General features: G+C 71.1%; 14 protein-coding genes. 4 read left to right on the top strand and 10 right to left on the bottom strand.

What is annotated here, in order from left to right:
• Positions 1-109: 109 nt before the first annotated feature.
• Both OHA11_RS17840 and OHA11_RS17835 read right to left on the bottom strand, forming a co-directional pair.
• The gene (locus tag OHA11_RS17840) at positions 110-622 is read right to left on the bottom strand and encodes an SUKH-3 domain-containing protein (protein ID WP_266497398.1); all 513 of its coding nucleotides are present in this window, start codon (positions 620-622) and stop codon (positions 110-112) included.
• Positions 623-731: 109 nt separating this feature from the next.
• Positions 732-1235, bottom strand: coding sequence for a YwqJ-related putative deaminase (locus tag OHA11_RS17835; RefSeq protein WP_266497396.1), 504 nt, complete (start codon positions 1233-1235; stop codon positions 732-734).
• Between the two features lie 249 nt (positions 1236-1484).
• Between OHA11_RS17835 and OHA11_RS17830 the strand changes: the two genes are divergently transcribed.
• The 4 genes from OHA11_RS17830 (at position 1485) to OHA11_RS17815 (ending at position 8516) form a co-directional block, all read left to right on the top strand.
• Positions 1485-2480 (top strand): SMI1/KNR4 family protein, encoded by a 996-nt coding sequence (locus OHA11_RS17830; protein ID WP_266497393.1) that lies wholly within the window; start codon positions 1485-1487, stop codon positions 2478-2480.
• Positions 2481-2487: 7 nt separating this feature from the next.
• A complete protein-coding gene (locus tag OHA11_RS17825; RefSeq protein ID WP_266497391.1) occupies positions 2488-5724 on the top strand; it encodes an SUKH-4 family immunity protein in 3237 nt (1078 codons plus the stop codon).
• A gap of 262 nt (positions 5725-5986) precedes the next feature.
• Positions 5987-6874 (top strand): cellulose-binding protein, encoded by an 888-nt coding sequence (locus OHA11_RS17820; protein ID WP_266497388.1) that lies wholly within the window; start codon positions 5987-5989, stop codon positions 6872-6874.
• 358 nt (positions 6875-7232) lie between these two features.
• On the top strand, positions 7233-8516 hold the full coding sequence (locus tag OHA11_RS17815; protein WP_266497385.1) for a hypothetical protein: 1284 nt from the start codon (positions 7233-7235) through the stop codon (positions 8514-8516).
• Here the strand turns inward: OHA11_RS17815 and OHA11_RS17810 are convergent.
• The 8 genes from OHA11_RS17810 to OHA11_RS17775 form a co-directional block, all read right to left on the bottom strand.
• Positions 8488-8787 carry a DUF397 domain-containing protein gene (locus OHA11_RS17810; protein ID WP_266497382.1) on the bottom strand — a complete coding sequence of 100 codons (300 nt, stop codon included), beginning with the start codon at positions 8785-8787 and terminating at the stop codon, positions 8488-8490. The two genes, OHA11_RS17815 and OHA11_RS17810, sit on opposite strands and share 29 nt — an antisense overlap.
• Complete coding sequence (locus tag OHA11_RS17805) at positions 8759-9598, bottom strand: helix-turn-helix transcriptional regulator (protein ID WP_266497380.1); 840 nt, start codon at positions 9596-9598, stop codon at positions 8759-8761. The genes OHA11_RS17810 and OHA11_RS17805 overlap by 29 nt, the downstream gene beginning before the upstream one ends.
• Positions 9599-10061: 463 nt before the next feature.
• Entirely contained in the window at positions 10062-10484 is a 423-nt protein-coding gene (locus OHA11_RS17800; protein WP_266497377.1) for a hypothetical protein, read from the bottom strand.
• Positions 10485-10753: 269 nt separating this feature from the next.
• The gene (locus OHA11_RS17795; RefSeq protein WP_266497374.1) at positions 10754-11707 is read right to left on the bottom strand and encodes a helix-turn-helix transcriptional regulator; all 954 of its coding nucleotides are present in this window, start codon (positions 11705-11707) and stop codon (positions 10754-10756) included.
• Positions 11708-11936: 229 nt separating this feature from the next.
• Positions 11937-12533 carry a hypothetical protein gene (locus tag OHA11_RS17790; protein ID WP_266497371.1) on the bottom strand — a complete coding sequence of 199 codons (597 nt, stop codon included), beginning with the start codon at positions 12531-12533 and terminating at the stop codon, positions 11937-11939.
• Between the two features lie 182 nt (positions 12534-12715).
• On the bottom strand, positions 12716-13357 hold the full coding sequence (locus tag OHA11_RS17785) for a Rid family hydrolase (protein ID WP_266497368.1): 642 nt from the start codon (positions 13355-13357) through the stop codon (positions 12716-12718).
• The gene (locus tag OHA11_RS17780) at positions 13354-14964 is read right to left on the bottom strand and encodes a flavin monoamine oxidase family protein (RefSeq protein ID WP_266497366.1); all 1611 of its coding nucleotides are present in this window, start codon (positions 14962-14964) and stop codon (positions 13354-13356) included. The genes OHA11_RS17785 and OHA11_RS17780 overlap by 4 nt, the downstream gene beginning before the upstream one ends.
• 214 nt (positions 14965-15178) lie before the next feature.
• A complete protein-coding gene (locus OHA11_RS17775) occupies positions 15179-16738 on the bottom strand; it encodes an MFS transporter (protein WP_266507263.1) in 1560 nt (519 codons plus the stop codon).
• Positions 16739-16925 lie beyond the last annotated feature (187 nt).

Genomic DNA, 16925 nt, shown 5'->3' with positions numbered 1-16925 from the left:
GTCCGGCTGAGGCGTGAGCCGGGTCGTGGCGTGAGCCGGGCCGCAGGGTGAGCCGGGCCGCAGGGTGAGCCGGACCGCAGGGTGAGTCGGGCCGCGCGGCCGTCGGTGTTCAGCCGGCTGTCAGGCGTACGGGTTCTCTGCCCGAGACGAGTGTGGTCAGGGCCTGGTCGATGGTCGCGCCCAGGTACCAGTCGCCGGTGTGGTCGAGGGTGTAGGTGCGGCCCTCCTCGTCGATCGCCAGCAGGGCTCTGGTGTCGGACTCCTCGCCCAGGGGCGCCACTTCGGTGTCCAGGGCTCTGCCGAGGTCCACGAGGATGCGGGCCATGTGGAGGCCGTGGAGCGGGTCCAGGTGCAGGGTCGTGGGGGCGATCTGGCGGCCCGGGGCCGTGGCGGTGATGTGGAGGCCGCCGAACTCCGCCCAGGCCTCCACCGCCGCCGGGAACACGGAGTGGCGGTGGCCGCCGGGGGTCTCGTGACCGCGCAGGGCATCGGCCCAGATCTCGGCCTGCCTTATGTCCCAGCGTCCCGGCTGCCATCCCGCGGAGCGCAGCGCGGCGTCGACCGCGGCGGAGAACCGGGTCGAGGTCGGGGTGGGGGAGGGGGAGGTGCGGTCGGTGTGCATCGGACCTTCGCGTTCGTCTGAGCTGCCGCGGCCGTGGTTCGGCGACTGTGGTTCGGCGGCTTCGGCCAGGGGCGTTGGTGTTGCCCTCTGCTGGGGGAAGACGGTTTTCTCAGTCCCCCGGTGCCGTCGGATCGACGATCTGTACGCCGAAGTGGGCGCTGAGCGCGGCGCAGGAACGGCAGGGTGGCGCGAAACTGCCGTGCAAGGGGTCGCCGCTCTCGCGGATGTGGCGGGCGGTGAGTTTGGCCTGTTTGAGGGATTTGCGGGCTTCGCCGTTGGTCATGGGTTTGCGGGCGGCCCGTTTGGTGCGGGCCACGTCCACCGTCGCGATGTGGCGGGAGATGAGGATCACTTCGGCGCAGCGGCCGGTGAAGCGGTCGCGCTGTCCGCTCGTCAGGGTGTCGAGGAAGTCCCGGACGAGGGGGTGGAGCGGGGGCGGCTGGTCGCCTCGGCCCGCTGTGCCGGTGAGGGTCGCGCCGCGTACGGACAGGGCGGCGGCGATGGTCGGGAGTATGCCGTCGCGGCGGTGGAGAAGGGCAGGGATGACGGGCGGCTCGGTGTTGCTCCAGCCCACCCTCGGGTCTCCGGACCTACCTGCCTGCGTTGTGTTCATCGTCCTGTTTCCTCCCCTTACCGCATCCCCCGGTGCTCGGACAGAGTGCCAAACTCCGGGGCCGGTGTGGAAGCTGGGGCGGTGCGACACGCGTGGTCTTCGCCGCACGGTCACGGCACGATGACGGCAGGTCACGGAACCGGAGGCGTCCTGGCCGGTACGGAACCGGAGGCCCGGTGACCGGTGTCGTTCAACCGCATAGGCTGTCGACATCCGCGTACCTTCAGAATGCCGCAGGGGGCAACCGCCATGACGACAGGTCGGCTCGGGCAGCAAGCCGCGCCGCCGAACGCGGCGTATGCCGGGCAGGTCGTACGCTTCCCGGATCCCGTCCGGGCGGCGCGTCACCCGAGAGGTGTACGTGTCGATGAGCGCGGCTATCCCGACTTCTCGTTCTATGCGCGGGCCGCCGCGGAGATCGCCGATCCGCCCGAGGGGTTCGGGGTCGACGAACTGCGGCTGACCGACTACGTCTCCGCGAACGCGGCGATGGCCGCGGACGGGCACGATCTGTGGGACACGATCCCGCCCGTCGCCACTCCGCACGGCTGGACCTGGCACCACGTGCCGGGGACGCGGCGGCTGGAGCTCGTACCGGTCGAGGTGAAGGCGCTTCTCCGCCATCACGGCGGGCTCGCGACCGCGGCCGTCGACCAGAACAAGCGTGGGACCCGGCCTCTTCAGGAGACCCGGCCCGCGCATTTCGGCCTCCCGAAGGCAGCGGTCGCGGTGACCGAGCAGCAGGTGCTGGGTGTCGAGGAGGACCTCGGGTACCGGCTGCCGGGGGCGTACCGGTCGTTCCTGAAGGCCGCGGGCGGGTGCGCTCCGATGGGGGCCGCGCTCGACGCCGAGCTGGGGCTGCTGGTGGACCAGCCGTTCTTCACCGTGCGGGACGAGGCCGCCGTCAACGACCTCGTGTACGTCAACAAGTGTTTGCGTGACCACCTCACCAAGGACTACCTGGGGGTCGGTTTCGTGCAGGGCGGCCTGCTCGCCGTGAAGGTCAAGGGCGAGCGCCTCGGGTCCGTGTGGTTCTGCGCGTACGACGACGCCCGTGACCAGGACCTGTGGGCGCCTCCGGAGCGGGTGCAGCGGCTGTTGCTGCCCTGCGGGGACGACTTCGACCAGTTTCTGTTCCGGCTCGCGGGCAATCCGCCGGAGCTGGAGACCGTGGCGAACCTGATGGTGGACGGTGGCTTCGCGCGGGCTGTGCCGGTGCCCGCGGTGTCTTCGGTGGGGGAGTGAGCGTCCGATGGTGACCTTCGCGCAGGCGCAGGAGCGCGCGGAAGAGTGGATCAACGGGGATGTGCCCGGTTACCAGCACCGTGAGGTGCGGGTGCGGGAGTTCGAACTCGGATTCGTGGTGTGGGCCGAGGACCGCCCCGACGGACCGCGGTCCGACGGCGGCGCCCACCGGCTTGTGATCGCCCGCGACAGCGGCGAGGCCACCCTGTGGCCCTCGTTGCCGGTGGGCGAGGTGATCCGCCGGTACGAGGAGGAGTACGGGCTGCCGGCGGCGGTGCCCGAGCCGGTGTCCGAGCCTCCCGCGCGCGTCGACCTCAATCAGACCTCCTTCCTGTTGACGCCTCCGGAGTGGCTCCAGGAGGCGGCGGACCGGCTGGGTATCCCGGACCGCAGGGACCGGACGTCCGGCGGGGCGTCGCAGAGCGGGTCGGGCAGGACGTCGGGCGGGCCACAGGATGGGCCGTCCGACAGGACGCCGGGCAGGACATCGGACAGGGCTGGGGCTGGGAGCGGTGCCGGGGCCGGTGCCGGGGCCGGAGGGGCGATTCCGCAGACGTTGCCCGGACCCGTCGGTGACTCGGTTCCGGCGGCGTCGTCCGCGGCCGGAGCGCCGTCCGCTCCCGGTGGTGGTCCGGCGTGGCCCGCCGCCGGCGGCGGGGCCTCGGCCCCTGCCGATGTGCCCGCCGACGCGACGCCGTGGGCCGGGACCGACACCAACGCCGAGACGGGCGACGACCGTTCGGTACCGCTGCCCGCGACCGTGTACGCGCCGCAGATAAGGGACGTCCGCGACGCGGGCGACGGTGGTACGCCGTCGGTGCCCGAGGCGACCCCCGAGGCCAAGACCAAGTTGATCTCGGGCGGCAGCCAGCTTCCGCGCACGGCCGTCGCCCCCGCGCTGGACGCTCCGAACCCGCCCGCGTTCCCGCAGGGTCCGGGCGGCCCGGGTGCGCAGGGCAGCGCGCCCGGTACGCCGCCGCCTGGGGCGCCTCCTTCGTACGGTTATCCGCCGCAGGGGCCCGGTGCGGGTACGCCGCCGCCGGGTGCGCCGGGTGCGCCGGGTGCGCCGGGTGCGTCCGGTGCGTCCGGTGTGCCTGGTACGCCGCCGCCTGGGGCGCCTCCTTCGTATGGCTATCCGCCGCAGGGGCCCGGTGCGGGTACGCCGCCGCCGGGTGCGCCAGGTGGGCCGGGTGCGTCCGGTGCTCCCTCGTACGGGTTTCCGCAGGGTCCTCCGCAGCCGCCCGCCGCGCCCAACCCGCCGCAGCCGCCTGCCGGTTCGGGTGGGCCCGGGCGGCAGCTGGCTCCGAACGCCGGTGACATCGCCGACGCCGCGACCAGCAAGGCGCAGGGTCCGCCGCGTGGTGCCCGTGGTGCGGGCGTGGCCGGTACGCCGCCTCCGCCGGGCGCGCCGGGAACGCCCGGTGTACGACCGGGGGGTGCGGCTCCCGCGTCCGGACCCGGTGCGCCGGGGGCGCCCGCGGGTGGGTACGTACCGACTCAGCTCGTCTCGCAGCTCGGTCCCGACGGGCCGGGAGGACTGGGAGGGCCGGGGAGGCCCGCGGGTCCGGGTGCGCCCGGGCAGCCCGGCGGGCCCGGCGGACCTGGCGGACCTGGCGGACCTGGCCAGGCCGGTGGGCCCGGGGCCCCGCAGCCTCCGGGCGGTCCTGGAGCTCCGGGTGCCCCTGGCGCTCCGGGTACCCCGGGCGGTACGCCTCCGGGCGGTGTCCACCACGCGGCGACCATGTTCGCCGACCCGAACCAGCCCGGCGCACCCAAGCCGCCTGGCGCGCCCGGTACTCCGGGTGCCCCGCAGCCGCCTGGCGCTCCGGGTGCGCCCAACCAGCCCGGCGGTACGCCCGCGGGTGGCGTCCACCATGCCGCGACCGTGCTCTCCGGTCCGCCGGTCGGCGGCCCTGGCGCCCCGCAGCCTCCGGGTGCCCCTGGCGCTCCTGGCGCTCCCGGCGCTCCTGGCGGTCCGGGTGCGCCCGGCGGTACGCCTCCGGGCGGTGTCCACCACGCCGCGACCATGCTGGCCGGTCCGCCGGTCGGAGGCCCGGGTACGGCCCCGCCGTCCCCGTTCCCCGGTGCGCCGGGTGCGCCGGGTGCTCCTGGGATGACGCCGGGCGCTCCCCAGCCGATGCAACCGATGCAGCCGATGCCCGGTCAGCAGCCCTTCCCGGGGCAGCCCATGCCGGGTCAGTCCTTCCCCGGGCAGCCGATGCCCGGTCAGCAGCCCCCGCCCCCGGCCTACGGTTACCCCCAGCAGGGGCAGCCGACCGTCGGACCCGGCTACCAGGCGGTTCTCCGTTACCGCGCCCAGGACGGGAGCGAGCAGCAGCTCATCCGGCGGTCCGCGCCGGGCACCCCGCACCCGGAGTGGCAGATGCTGCACGAGCTGCGCGCGATGAACGTGCCGCCGCAGCAGGTGCTGGAGCTCCACACGGAGCTGGAGTCCTGTGAGCTGCCGGGCGCGTACTGCGCGCGGATGATCCGGGAGACCTGGCCGCAGGCACGGATCACGAGCATCGCCTCGTACGGCACGGACCATGCGAGCCGTCAGCAGGGCATGGCCCAACTGCTCGCGCACCAGGGCGAGTTGCACCAGGTCGCGGACGGGCCGGCCAGGCCCGGGCCGGTACGGTCGCCGCTGCCGCCGGTGCAGCCCGCGCCGCCGATTCCGCCGGAGGCGATCGGGCAGGAGCTGGCGGCGGCGTTCGGACCGGGGCTGTTCCGCTTCGACCAGGGGGCCGTGTCCCGGCAGGGCGTGCCGCCGATCGTGGCGCACACGCTGGTGGTGGCCGGGCTGCCCGTCGACATGAACCCGTTCTTCTGGGCGCAGTCCCAGCCGGGCCGTCCGGTGCCGACGCTCGCCGAACTGGCGCAGGAGCGCGGCATCCAGCCGGCCGCGGACGCGGGTTCGTACCTCGTCATGGGCAGCGACTTCGGCAAGGCGATCTGTGTCCAGTACGGGACGGCCCACATCGTGGCCGTACCCATGGAGGCGGGTCCCGGCGGGGCCTCCGTACCGCCGCAGTTCGTGAACACGGGGCTGCCCGAGTTCGCGCGCTGCCTCGCGCTGCTGGGCCGTATGTGGCGCCTTCGGTTCGGGCTCAACCAGGAGCAGGCGGGGCGCTGGACCGTCGACTTCCAGGCGCAGTTGGCCGCGCTCGACCCGGCGGCGCTCGGGTCGCCGGAGAGCTGGTGGTCGGTCCTGCTGGAGCAGATGTGGGACGGCCTGCTGTGACATGACATGACGTGGCGTTACATGACATGACGTGGCGTGGCGTGGCGTGGCGTGGCGTGACGTGACGTGATGTCGAGTCGCTGAGTACGAGAGGGCCGGGCCCGGTCGGTTGACCGGGCCCGGCCCTTTTGCGTCACATTCCTGCCTGGCCCCTATCCGGAGTGTCGCGTTATGAACGCTTCTGCCTCATCCGTCAAGATGTGCGACAAATCATGTCGTACGTCGCATGCGGAGAGTCGTACGCCGGAGAGGGGATTCGAGGATGAGCAGCGCACCGGTGTCGCCTCATGGCTTCGAGGTCGTACGGGGACGCGGTTACCGTCCCGACCAGGTCGACGCGTACGCCGCGGCGCTCTCGCGGGGGCGGGACGCCGCCTGGGAGCGGGCCGCCCGGCTGACCGTGCTGGCCAGGGAGATGGAGGCCGAGACGGAACGGCTGCGCGAGGTCGTGGCGGGGCTGGTTCCCCAGACGTACGAGTCGCTCGGCGAGCGTGCCCGGCAGCTCTTCGAGCTGGGCGAGGAGGAGGCCGCGGCCGTGCGCGAGGGTGCGCGGAGTGCGGCCCGGCTGGTCGTGACGGAGGCCGAGGTGGCGGCCGGGCGGTTGCGCGAGTCCGCACGCGCGGATGCCGACGCCGTGCGCGGTGAGGCCGAGGAGCGGGTCAGGCACCGGCTGCTCGCCGCGCAGGCCGAGGCCGACGAGATGCGGATCGGTGCGCGGCGCGAGGTGAAGGAGAACCGCGGTGAGGCGCTCGCCGCGCTGCGCGAGACGCGGCGGCGCAGCGAGACGCTCCTCGGCGAGCAGGAGAAGGAGCACGCCGAGCGCTGGGAGAGGTTCGAACGCGAGGCCGCCGTGGGGGAGGCCGCGGTGGACGCGGGCTACGAGGAGCGGGCGGTGCGCGCGGCGGCGGATCTGGCGGCGGCCGAGCGGGTCTTCACCGAGGCCCACGAGTCGACCCGCCACCTCCAGGAGGACGCCGAGGCCCGCGCGGCCGAACTCCTCGCGGAGGCGCGCCTGTACGAGGACCGGGTCTCCCTCGAAACGGAACGGGTGCTGCGCGAACACGGTGAGGAGTGGGACGACGTGAGCGCCCACATGACCCACGTCCGCAACAGCCTCACGGCCCTGACGGGCCGAGCGACGGCGGAGTAGTCCGGGGCGTGCTTCTCTGACCTGGCCCGTTGCCTCCGCTGACGTATCGGTGCCCCATCCAGTCAGTTGTGATCGGAGTGTGAAGAAGAGCGCTGCGCGGAGCGATAACCGTCGTTTCCGCAGTGCTGGCTCTGGCTGTTGTTCCGATCGGAGCGCCGGCAACGGGGGCGGAGGCCGCTGACGGAGCGGCCATTGACGAAGTGGCCGCGGCCGAACCGGCCGAACCGGCCGAACCGGCCGACGAGGCCGCGCGCGGCAAGGCGTTCTGGGAGGACGACATCCTCCCCACCGCCACCGCGGAGGAGAAGGCGTCTCACAGAAGGCCGTCGACTCGGGGAAGGCCGTCGAGGTCGGCGAGTTGACGACGGCGACGAGCCGGGTCGTCGCGAACCCCGACGGCACGTTCACGGCCGAGTCCGCGACATCGCCCGAGCGGGTACGGAAGAACGGCGCGTGGACCGACATCGACACCACCCTGGCCGTACGGCCGGACGGCAGCCTCGCGCCGCGCGCGGCGGAGGACGTCCGACTGTCCGGCGGCGGGACGGACGATCCGCTGGTCCGGCTGGTGACCGGTGACAAGGAGTACGCGGTGTCGTCCCCGTGGACCCTGCCGAAGCCGGAGATCGACGGAGCGTCAGCCGTCTACCGCTCGGTGCTTCCCGATGTGGACCTCGCCGTTCAGGTTCATCCGGACGGGTTCACCTACCACCTGGTCCTCCACTCACGTGAGGCCGCGGCCAACCCGGCCCTGAAGAAGGTGGAGTTCCCGGTCGAGAGCCGGGGACTGTCCGTGCGCGCGGACGGAACCGGCACGGCCGCGTTCGTCGACGACACCGGACACGCGGTCGTCTCCAGCGGCTCCGCGCTGATGTGGGACGCCGGCACGCCCCAGTCCACGACGCCCCAGTCCGCGCCCCAGTCCACGGCCACGAAGACGGTTTCACAGGCGGCTTCGAAGGCGGCCTCCCGGTCCGCGAGTTCCGTGGCGGCCGTCGCCGATTCGCTCGGCGCGAGCGCCGGCTCCCGTACGGCCGTCATGGAGACGGACGTCAGCGACGACGCCCTGTCCATCGTCCCGGACCAGGAGTTCCTCGCCGACAGCGCCACCACGTTCCCCGTCGTCCTCGACCCGCCCGCCGTCAAGGCGACCCTGACGGGCTGGACGACCCTGTGGTCCAGCTCGCCCGGCACCAGCTTCTGGAAGACCAAGCACGCGCTCGGCGTGGGCTACGACGCGTTCGTGGACAACAAGAAGGCGCGCTCCCTCTTCCAGTTCGACACCCGCAAGGTGGCGGGCAAGAAGATCCTGGGCGCCACCTTCACGCCGTACGCGATCTGGTCCGCGAACTGCGACAAGAAGAACGTCGAGCTGTACCGCACGAGCAAGATCTCCGGGTCCACGACGTGGAGCAACCCGCCGAAGTGGTACGCGAAGGCCGACACCGTCTCGGCGGCGAAGGGCCACTCGACAGAGTGCCCAGACGGCGACATCGAGTTCGACGCCACGTCCGCCGTCGCGTACACCGCGAAGGCGAAGGACACGCTCACCACGCTCGGGCTGCGGATCGTGCTCGGGGTGCCCGTGATCGTCCTGCTGTTCCTGCCGGAGACTACGGCCTGGTTCGACCGAGAGAAGTGACGAAGGCCGCCCAGGCGGGCGTGGAGAAGGTGATGGCGGGGCCGGCTGGGTTCTTGCTGTCGCGGACGGGTACGCGGGCGGGGAGGGCGGAGTCGTTGACTTCGAGGCAGGAGTCGCTGCTGCCGCCGCTGTGGGTGGACTTGCGCCAGGTCGCGTAGGCGGTGGGGTCGGTGACTTCCAGGCACTCGCCGCTGCTGCCGCCGCTGTGGGTGGACTTGCGCCAAGCAGGCAGGACCGAGGCGTCAGGGATGGTGTGCTCGCTGGGCTTCATGCTCGTAATCCTCCGCGACGGTCCTCAAGAGGTCTAGGGACTTTCGGTGCGACAACGCGTCGCCCAGAGCATGATCGTAGAGCTCCTGGCATTGGCGCACCACTGACGGAAGTTCCAGGAGCCTGCCCGACTTCAAGCCCTCTGCGTACGCGATGGGCGGGAGGTCTTCGAACCACATGAGCGAGAGGAAGCCTTCCAGCAGAGAGTGAGCGCCCGCCGAAAAGGGGAGCACATGCACGCCGATGCGGCGGCTCTCCCCCAGCGCCACGATGTGCCGCAGCTGCTCGCACATAACCGCCGGGCCCCCTACGGCGCGGCGTAGTACTGCCTCGTCGAAGAGCGTCCACACCCTGGGAGAGTGGAAGTTGTCGAGGATGCGGGCGCGTTGGAGGCGTGTGACGAGGAGCTTGTCACGTTCCTCGTCGGTCTTGGGCGGGTAGCCGGAGCTGAGGATCTCGCGGGCGTACGCCTCCGTTTGCAGGATTCCCGGCACCAACTTGGGGGCGTACTCCTTGATTGTCGTCGCCTTCCCCTCGAACTCCAACGCCTCGGCGAAGTGTTCCGCCACCTTCTTGCCGTCCAGCGTCGGCAGGAACCGTACGAAGAACCCACCCGTGTCCAGCACCTGATCCAGCCGCCGCGCATCATCGATGTCCGGCCGTCGCCGCCCCGCCTCGATGTGGGCGATGTGTGTGCGCGACATCACCGCAAGCTGGCTCAGCTCTTCCTGGGTGAGGCCGGCGGCCTCACGGCGCCGCCGCAGCTCCTCGCCGTACTTCACCCGAGCCTGCGGATTGTCCTCGATCGCCATGTGTGCAACTCCCGTACGTGCAGGTTTGCTTGTCACGCTCCGCTGTCTTCCGAGGGTACCCACCGTCGCGCCACTCTGTGTCTGGATCGATACAGACAGTGAAAGGCGGCAGTGCATGGACGCGACGGACTACAAGGCTCCCGGTCCGTACATCACCCTCCGGGTCTCCCGGGACAGCGGGCGGACCTGGAGCCCGAAGGTGACGTACGAACCCGGTCGCGAGGCGCCGCCGATCGAGTCGCCAGGGCGCTTTCCGCCGTGCCAATGCCCCAAGTGCGGGCCCCTCACGTGAGTTGTCACGACCCGGATGCTGCCCGCCAGACCGTCAGCAAGTGTGCTGTGAGTCCCAGCGACACGCCGTGAACCCGGCGTGTCGCTGGGACTCACGCGACAGTTACCTTGCCTACCTTGCCCGGCGGGTTCGCCGACGGCCGCTCTGCGCGGGCAGCCCGGGTGTTCGGGATCAGCCGCAGTTGAGCGTGGCCGTGGGGCCTACCTTCCACGGGCTTCCCTGGCCGTCGACGACGGCCTGCACGATGACCCGGTGGTCGTGGACTCCGGCGCACGTCGCGGTGAGCCGACGCAACTGGCTGCCGTTCCAGGACTGCGCGGCGTCGTCGGCCCAGCCCCACCAGCGGGAGCTTTGGAGCTTGGCGTTCCACTTGACGTTCGTGCCGCAGCCGCTGGTGCGGACCGAGGCGGTCACCCCGGAGCCACCCCTCGCCGGCTTACCCAGCTCGACCACGCAGCTCAGGGCCCGTGCAGGAGAGGCCGTGTCCGACGTCGCCGCCTGCGCTGGCCCTGCGGCGAGGAGACCGGCGGTGAGGAGCGCGGAACCTGCTGTGGCCGCGGCGGTCACCCGCTTGAGCGGTATTGCCTTCTTCATGAGTTCCCCTTCGATCGCATGGATGTCCCCTTCGAGGCCGTCACCCGCTCTTCAGCGAGCGGGCCGGGTTCTTGTGGGAGCGGAAATCCACTCCCACAAGAACCCGAAGGCGGCTGAGACCAGAGGCCCTGACATCCCCCGCCGGCCTTCCGATCTCAGCCAGGACTCCATGCTGTGTGAGGCAGGCATTCCCGGCGAGGCGCTTAGAGAGTGCTCAAAGACCGCAGGTCAGCGGTTGGAGCGGTGTCCGGACCTCCTCGCCTTCTGATTCACTCCTGCCTGTTGTTCACCAGCCTGGCTCCCAACGGAGTGGGCAGGTGATGGGCGTGGGGACCAGTGCGGTGGGTGGCGATGAGCCCGGCCTCACGCAGCAGCGCGGTGTGGTGGGAGACGGTGGCCGCCGAAATGCCGGCATGACGGGCGAGCTCGGTGGTGGTGATGCCGTACCCAGCGGTGATGACCTGCAGCACCGCAGCACGGGTCGGGCCGAGGAGGGCGCCCAGAGTGCCCTGGTCGGTCTTGGAAGCGGAAGGGCGGTCCGGAGTCCACAGAGTCTCGTGGGCGACGGGGTAGAACACGACGGGTGGCAGGCCGGGGTCCAGGTTGATTGCGGCCTCACGGCCGCAGAACAAGGACGGCACCAGGCGCAGGCCACGACCTTCCAGATAGATGTCCATGTCGTGGTCGGGGCAGGCGAGCTCCAGCACGGGAGACTTCCAGCTGATCGTGGGGTGCAGCCGGGACAACATCGCGTCCAGCCCCTCGGCGAGCAGCGTGCGAGCTGCCGATAACCGGGCTTCCTTGATCCGGCTGTGCAGGTGCTGGCCCATGGGGGCGATGGCGGCCTTGTGCCAGTCCCGCATCGCCTGGGTCAGCGTCTCCAGGGCCCGGGGACAGCCCTCGGAGAGTGGATCGGCCCACGATGGCAACCGGGCGTTGGTGAACTGGGCGAAGGCGTCCAGATCGGTCCGCAGGATCGATTTCGGTGTATGCAGTACCGCGTCCAAGCCCGCGTCGAGATCCGAGTAGTCGTTTGGTGTGAGGAAATCCGGGACTGCCCCGTTGGGCTGCACCAGCGATCGCAAGCGGTGGACTGAGCGCGGCATCCGCTGACGTGCCCAGCGCTGCCATGTCCCGAACACTGGGCCCGGTCTGCGTTGCTGCAGAATCCGCAGGCTGATCACCGTCTCGGTGAGCAGAGCGGGGCCCTCGGCGAGAGACACACGGAGAAAGTCGTCGTGAGTGAAGTGAATCCGAAACGCCACCCGTCCCCCTTCGAAGCTTCGGAAGGCAACGCTCAGACGACCAAACAGAGGTCGCAGCCGCAAGCAGAACCCAAGCCAGGCCACCGTTTTCCCGGTCGTCTGTCGCAGAGCTCGTCGAGCGGCCGCGAGACTTACTGGTGGGCGGTCGCACGTCTCCCTCTGTGCCAATGCCCCAAGTGCGGTCCGCTTACTTGAGCTGGACCAACGACACCGACGGCGGCACCTCGTCGCCGTCGAGCGTCGCCGTGAAGGCCAGGCGATGGTCCGTCCGGCACTTCACCGCGCTGCCCGCCGTGATGGTGAAGGGCACGGTCGTACGGCCCTGGGGTGAGACCTCGACTCGGGTCGGCCCCTCCGCCCGTGCCGACCAACCCCCGGCAGGCCGCGGAGCCTTCACCGTCACCGTCCGTGGCGTGGCGGTGAAGTTGTAGACGTCCAGCGACATCCGGGTCCGGCGGGACAGGCGGTAGCCAGCGGGGGTTCCGCGTCCCCGTTGTCCTTGTTGGGGGCCGCGTTCCGGGCCGCGTGCCGCCGCCTTCACGAAGGCCGCGTGGGCGTCGCCCGTGCTGCTGGTGACGTCCATGTCGGGCTCGTTGGAGAGCTGGATGGCGGCGGGGCGGTCGGCGGCGGGGCGGTCGGCGGCGGGGCGGTCGGCGGCGGGGCGGCGGGCGTAGCGATACGCGTGCCGCAGGTCCGCCGGGAGGGGGAGCGAGGCGTCCGTCATGGCCCACTCGGGGGAGGGCGACATGACCTCCAGCGGCGAGAGGCCGTGCTTGCGCAGCACGCGCGTGACCCTGTCGTGGTGATCCGTGTCGTACGCGCCCAGTGTCCGTTCGGTGGATGGTTATGACTGGCCGTCCCGTATCCAGCCCGCGCCCATGGCTTCAGCACACACGGGCCGCGCCGCGGTCCGCCCCCTGCGCGAGGCGGACCGCGACCCGGACAAGGGCCTCGGGGGTGCCCCGACTAGCGCTTCTTGTACCTCGCGGTCACCTCGACCTCGACGAGCCAGCCCTGGACGGGCAGCGAGGCGACCTCCGTCGACACCCGGGCCGGGCGGGCGTTGTTGGCGAGCAGCGGGGCCTTGGCGGGCGAGGTGCCCATCGGTACCGGTACGACCTCGTGCGACTTCAGGTCGATGTTGGCGAAGTACTGCCGGTACGCGCGGTTCCAGCCCGCGTAGTCGGCGATCTCCGCGCCCGGCGGATTGGCCAGATAGGCCTTCATCGTGATGACGTCGGCCGGGGTCAGGCCCGCGGCCTCCAGGTTGGTCTTGATGTTGCGCAGGACGACGAGGGCCTGGGCCTCGGTGATCGTGACACCCGTGGCCCCCTCGGTGAGAGCGGGGTCGGTGAAGCTCTCGGGAGTGCCCGCCGGGGCGCTCGGGTTCAGCGCGGTCGGGCCGAGGCCGCTGCTCTGGTAGACGGCCACCTCCCCGCCCAGCGCCACGCCGTTCGCGATGGACGGGTTGGTCTGCCCCTCGGGCAGCATCACGCGTACCGTCTTCGGGCCGGGCCACCAGCCCCGGGCGTCGGCCAGCGCGGTGCCGCCGGTGAGGAGCGTGCCGGTCAGGGCCGTGGCGGTAAGGATCTTCGTGCGCCGCTTCATGCGGCCATCACCCTTTCGTGGATGTCAGTGACGACCTTGCGGGCCGAGGTGAACGCGCCGTGCTGCCAGGCGATGACATGGCTGAGCCAGTCGCCGGCGAAGTGGACATGGCCCGCGGGCTTGTTGAGCAGCTTGTACTCCGGGCCGCTCTGCGAGGGCCAGATCACCCAGCCGGCCTCGATGTGGGGCGTGCGGTGCCAGGCCACGCTGAAGGAACGGTCGAGCTCTGTGCGGTACTTGTCGCCGTGGATCTTCACACCCTGGCTCACCGCCCGCTTCACCCGCTCGGCGTGCGTCAGGGCTCCGTAGGTGACGGCGTTGGCGCCGGTGTTGTAGTAGCCGATGAGGGTGCCGCGGCGGCCCTGGTAGCCGTACGAGGGGTACCAGATGGGGCCCAGGTCCATGTCGGTCGGCGTGATGCCGCCGTAGATGTGCTCGTCCGTCTCCCACCAGCGGCTGCGGTATTCGAGGCCCACCTTGCCGACCGGGTTCGGGACGGGGTACTTCAGCGCGGCGGTGACGTCCGCGCCGAGGTTGTGCTTGATCCGGGCCATGACCATGGGTGGAAGGGCCGCCACGACGAAGTCGGCGCGCCGGCTGCGGGTTCGGCCGTGTGCGTCCTGGTAGACGACCTCGGCGCCGTCGGGGAGATCCTTGACCTCCAACGCCTTGGCGCCGTAGGTGATCCGGTCCTCGCCGACGGCCTTCGCCAGCGCGTACGGGATCGCGTCCATCCCGCCCACCGGCTGGAACATCAGCATGGCCTGGTCGTAGCCGAACTCGAAGGAGAAGCGCTGCCCGACGCCGCTCCCGATGACGTCTGACAACGATGGCACCGGGCCGAGTACCGTGCCCTCCTCGAAGGCCGCACCCGGCTCGACCGAGTACCCGCGCCGGTCGGAGCCGGTGTAGGCGAAGCCATCGGCTTTGCCCTTGATGGCACCGAAGTTCTGCAGGAACGCGATCAGCCGTTCCTTGTCGTCGGCTGTGAGTGCTGTGTCCAGGGCGCCCTGGTCGGTGGCTTTCGCGAGCAGCTCGGAGACATATCCGTAGGCGTCGGCCTTCGCGGTGCGCCAGCGGATCGCCTTGCCCGCCTGGGCGGCGCTGTTCTCGTGGTAGATGTACGCGTTGGCGTTCTGGTTGGTGAACACCTCCAGCGGAACGCCGAGTTCACGGCAGTATTCGAGCGTGACATGGGACTGCGGCAGCCGGGCCGGGCCCGCGTTCATGTACTGGCCCTTGGAGAAGGACGCCGTCTGGGTGCGCCCGTCCAGGTCGGTGAGCGTGGTGCCGCCGCGGACCGTCCAGTTGCGGCCGCCGGGGCGGTCCTTCGCCTCCAGGATCCGGCAGTCGTAGCCCGCCTTGCCCAGCTCGTACGCCGTCGCCAGCCCGGCGATGCCGCCGCCGAGTATCAGGATCTTCTTGCCGTTCTTGCCGCTCTGCCCGGCGAGCGTGAAGTCGCTCTTCCGGGGCGGCCGGTACGCCTCCGCCCGCGCTTCCGGGACCGGGGCCAGCCCCATCGCGCCCATCGCCGAGTAGAGCATTCCGGCGCCGCCCGCGACGCCGACGGATCTCAGGAAATTACGTCTGGATGCATCTTGGGTCATCAATGTCTCCTAACCCGCAGCCCTCGGCCCGCGACCTGCGTGGGCCGCGACCTGCGTGGGCTGGGCACATCGTCCGATCGAACCCGGCTTCGTGGGGGGTGAGTTGCTGGAGAGCCGGAAGGTGCGCCACGAGCCTCCAACAGGAGTGTTACGGCCCCATGCCAATGACGTCTCCACGGCATGAGCATGCCGGTCCCTCGGTACTCCGGGTGCCTCAGTCCTCCGGGCCCTGCTTCACCGGGAAGCGGCGCGGTGCCACCAACAGCAGGACCAGGAAGGCGAGTCCGGCCGCGCAGGCCGCGCCGAAGTAGACGGAGTGGACGGCCTCCGCGACCGCTCGGCGTACGTGCTCGTCGGGGGTGCCCGAGTCCAGGGACTTCGTCACCGAGTCCAGGTCGCCCGCGCCGCCGAGCCGGGAGGCCAGTACCCCGTTCGCGATCGCGCCGAAGAGGGCGGCGCCGATCGTCTGGCCGGTCTGGCGGCAGAAGAGTACGGACGCGGTGGCCGTGCCGCGTTCGGACCAGCCGACGCTCGACTGCACGCCGATGATCAGCGGGAGTTGGAAGAGCCCGAGCGCGCCGCCGAGCAGGAACATCAGGAGGGTGGGCTGCCAGGCCTCGCCGGGGTACGGGAGGAAGGGGAAGGCGAACAGGATCAGCGTGGCCGTGCCGATGCCGAGCATCGCCGTGTTGCGGAAGCCGATGCGCCGGTAGACGTGCTGGCTGAGCGCCGCCGAGACCGGCCAGCTCAACGTCCATACGGAGAGCACGAATCCGGCGGTGATCGGGGCGAGGCCCAGCACCGACTGCGCGTACGTCGGGAGGAAGACCGTCGGCGCGACCATCAGGAGGCCCAGCGCGCCCAGTGCCAGGTTCACGGCGGCGATCGTGCGGCGGCGCCAGACCCAGCCGGGGATGATCGGTTCGGCGGCCCGGCGTTCGATGACGACGAGAGCGGCGATCAGGGCAAGTCCCGTACCGAACAAGGCGATTGAGGGCGGCGAGAGCCACGGCCAGGCCACCCCGCCCTGCACCAGGGCCGTCAGGAGTACGCCGCCGCAGGCGAAGACCGTGAGCGCGCCGGCCCAGTCGATGCGGGGGCGGTCGGTGGCCCCGCCTGCGCCTGCGCCTGCGCCATTGCCTTCGTGTTCGTACCCGTGGTCCTGTGAGCGTTTGCGCTGGGGCTCGTGGAGGTGGCGGATCAGCAGCCAGAGCGCGACCGCGCCGAGCGGCAGGTTGATGAGGAAGATCCAGCGCCAGTCGGCGTAGGCGGCGAGCACCCCGCCGAGCGCCGGGCCCGCGACCGCCGACGTGGCCCAGACCGTGGACAACTTGGCCTGGATCTTGGGGCGTTGTTCGAGCGGGTAGAGGTCGGCGGCGAGGGTCTGGACCGTGCCCTGGAGGGCGCCGCCGCCGAGGCCCTGGACGACCCGGAAGGCGATCAGCGCGGCCATGTTCCAGGCGACCGCGCAGAGCAGGGAGCCGAGGAGGAAGAGGATCGAGCCCCCGATCAGCACCGGCTTGCGGCCGAAGGTGTCGGAGAGCTTGCCGTAGACGGGGAGCGAGACCGTCACGGCGAGCAGATAGCCGGAGAACAGCCACGAGAAGACGGAGAAGCCGCCGAGGTCGCCGACGATCTGCGGGACGGCCGTCGACACGATGGTGGAGTCGAGCGCGGCGAGGCCCATGCAGAGCATGAGGGCGGCGACGACGGCTCTCCGGCCGCGGGCCCCGGCCCGCGGGGTGGCGGGCCCGTCCTCTGTCGCGGCGGGTATCTCGGTGTCTTCCCCCTGGCCCACTGGATTCCTTCCCCCTGCACCTATCTGCCGGAAGCCACTCTCCCACTTGCCCCACCCGTCGCGGGAGGGCGCCCACTGGCTGGGCTCACGGGTGGAGGCGTCCCTGAGAGGTCATCCACCGATGGGTGGAGAGCCCCTAGGGGGATCTCCGTACTACGGCTCG

The organism is Streptomyces sp. NBC_00878, from assembly GCF_026341515.1.
Taxonomy (GTDB): domain Bacteria; phylum Actinomycetota; class Actinomycetes; order Streptomycetales; family Streptomycetaceae; genus Streptomyces.
Note: the sequence above shows the minus strand (reverse complement) of the source record. Positions and strands in the feature narration are given on the sequence as shown.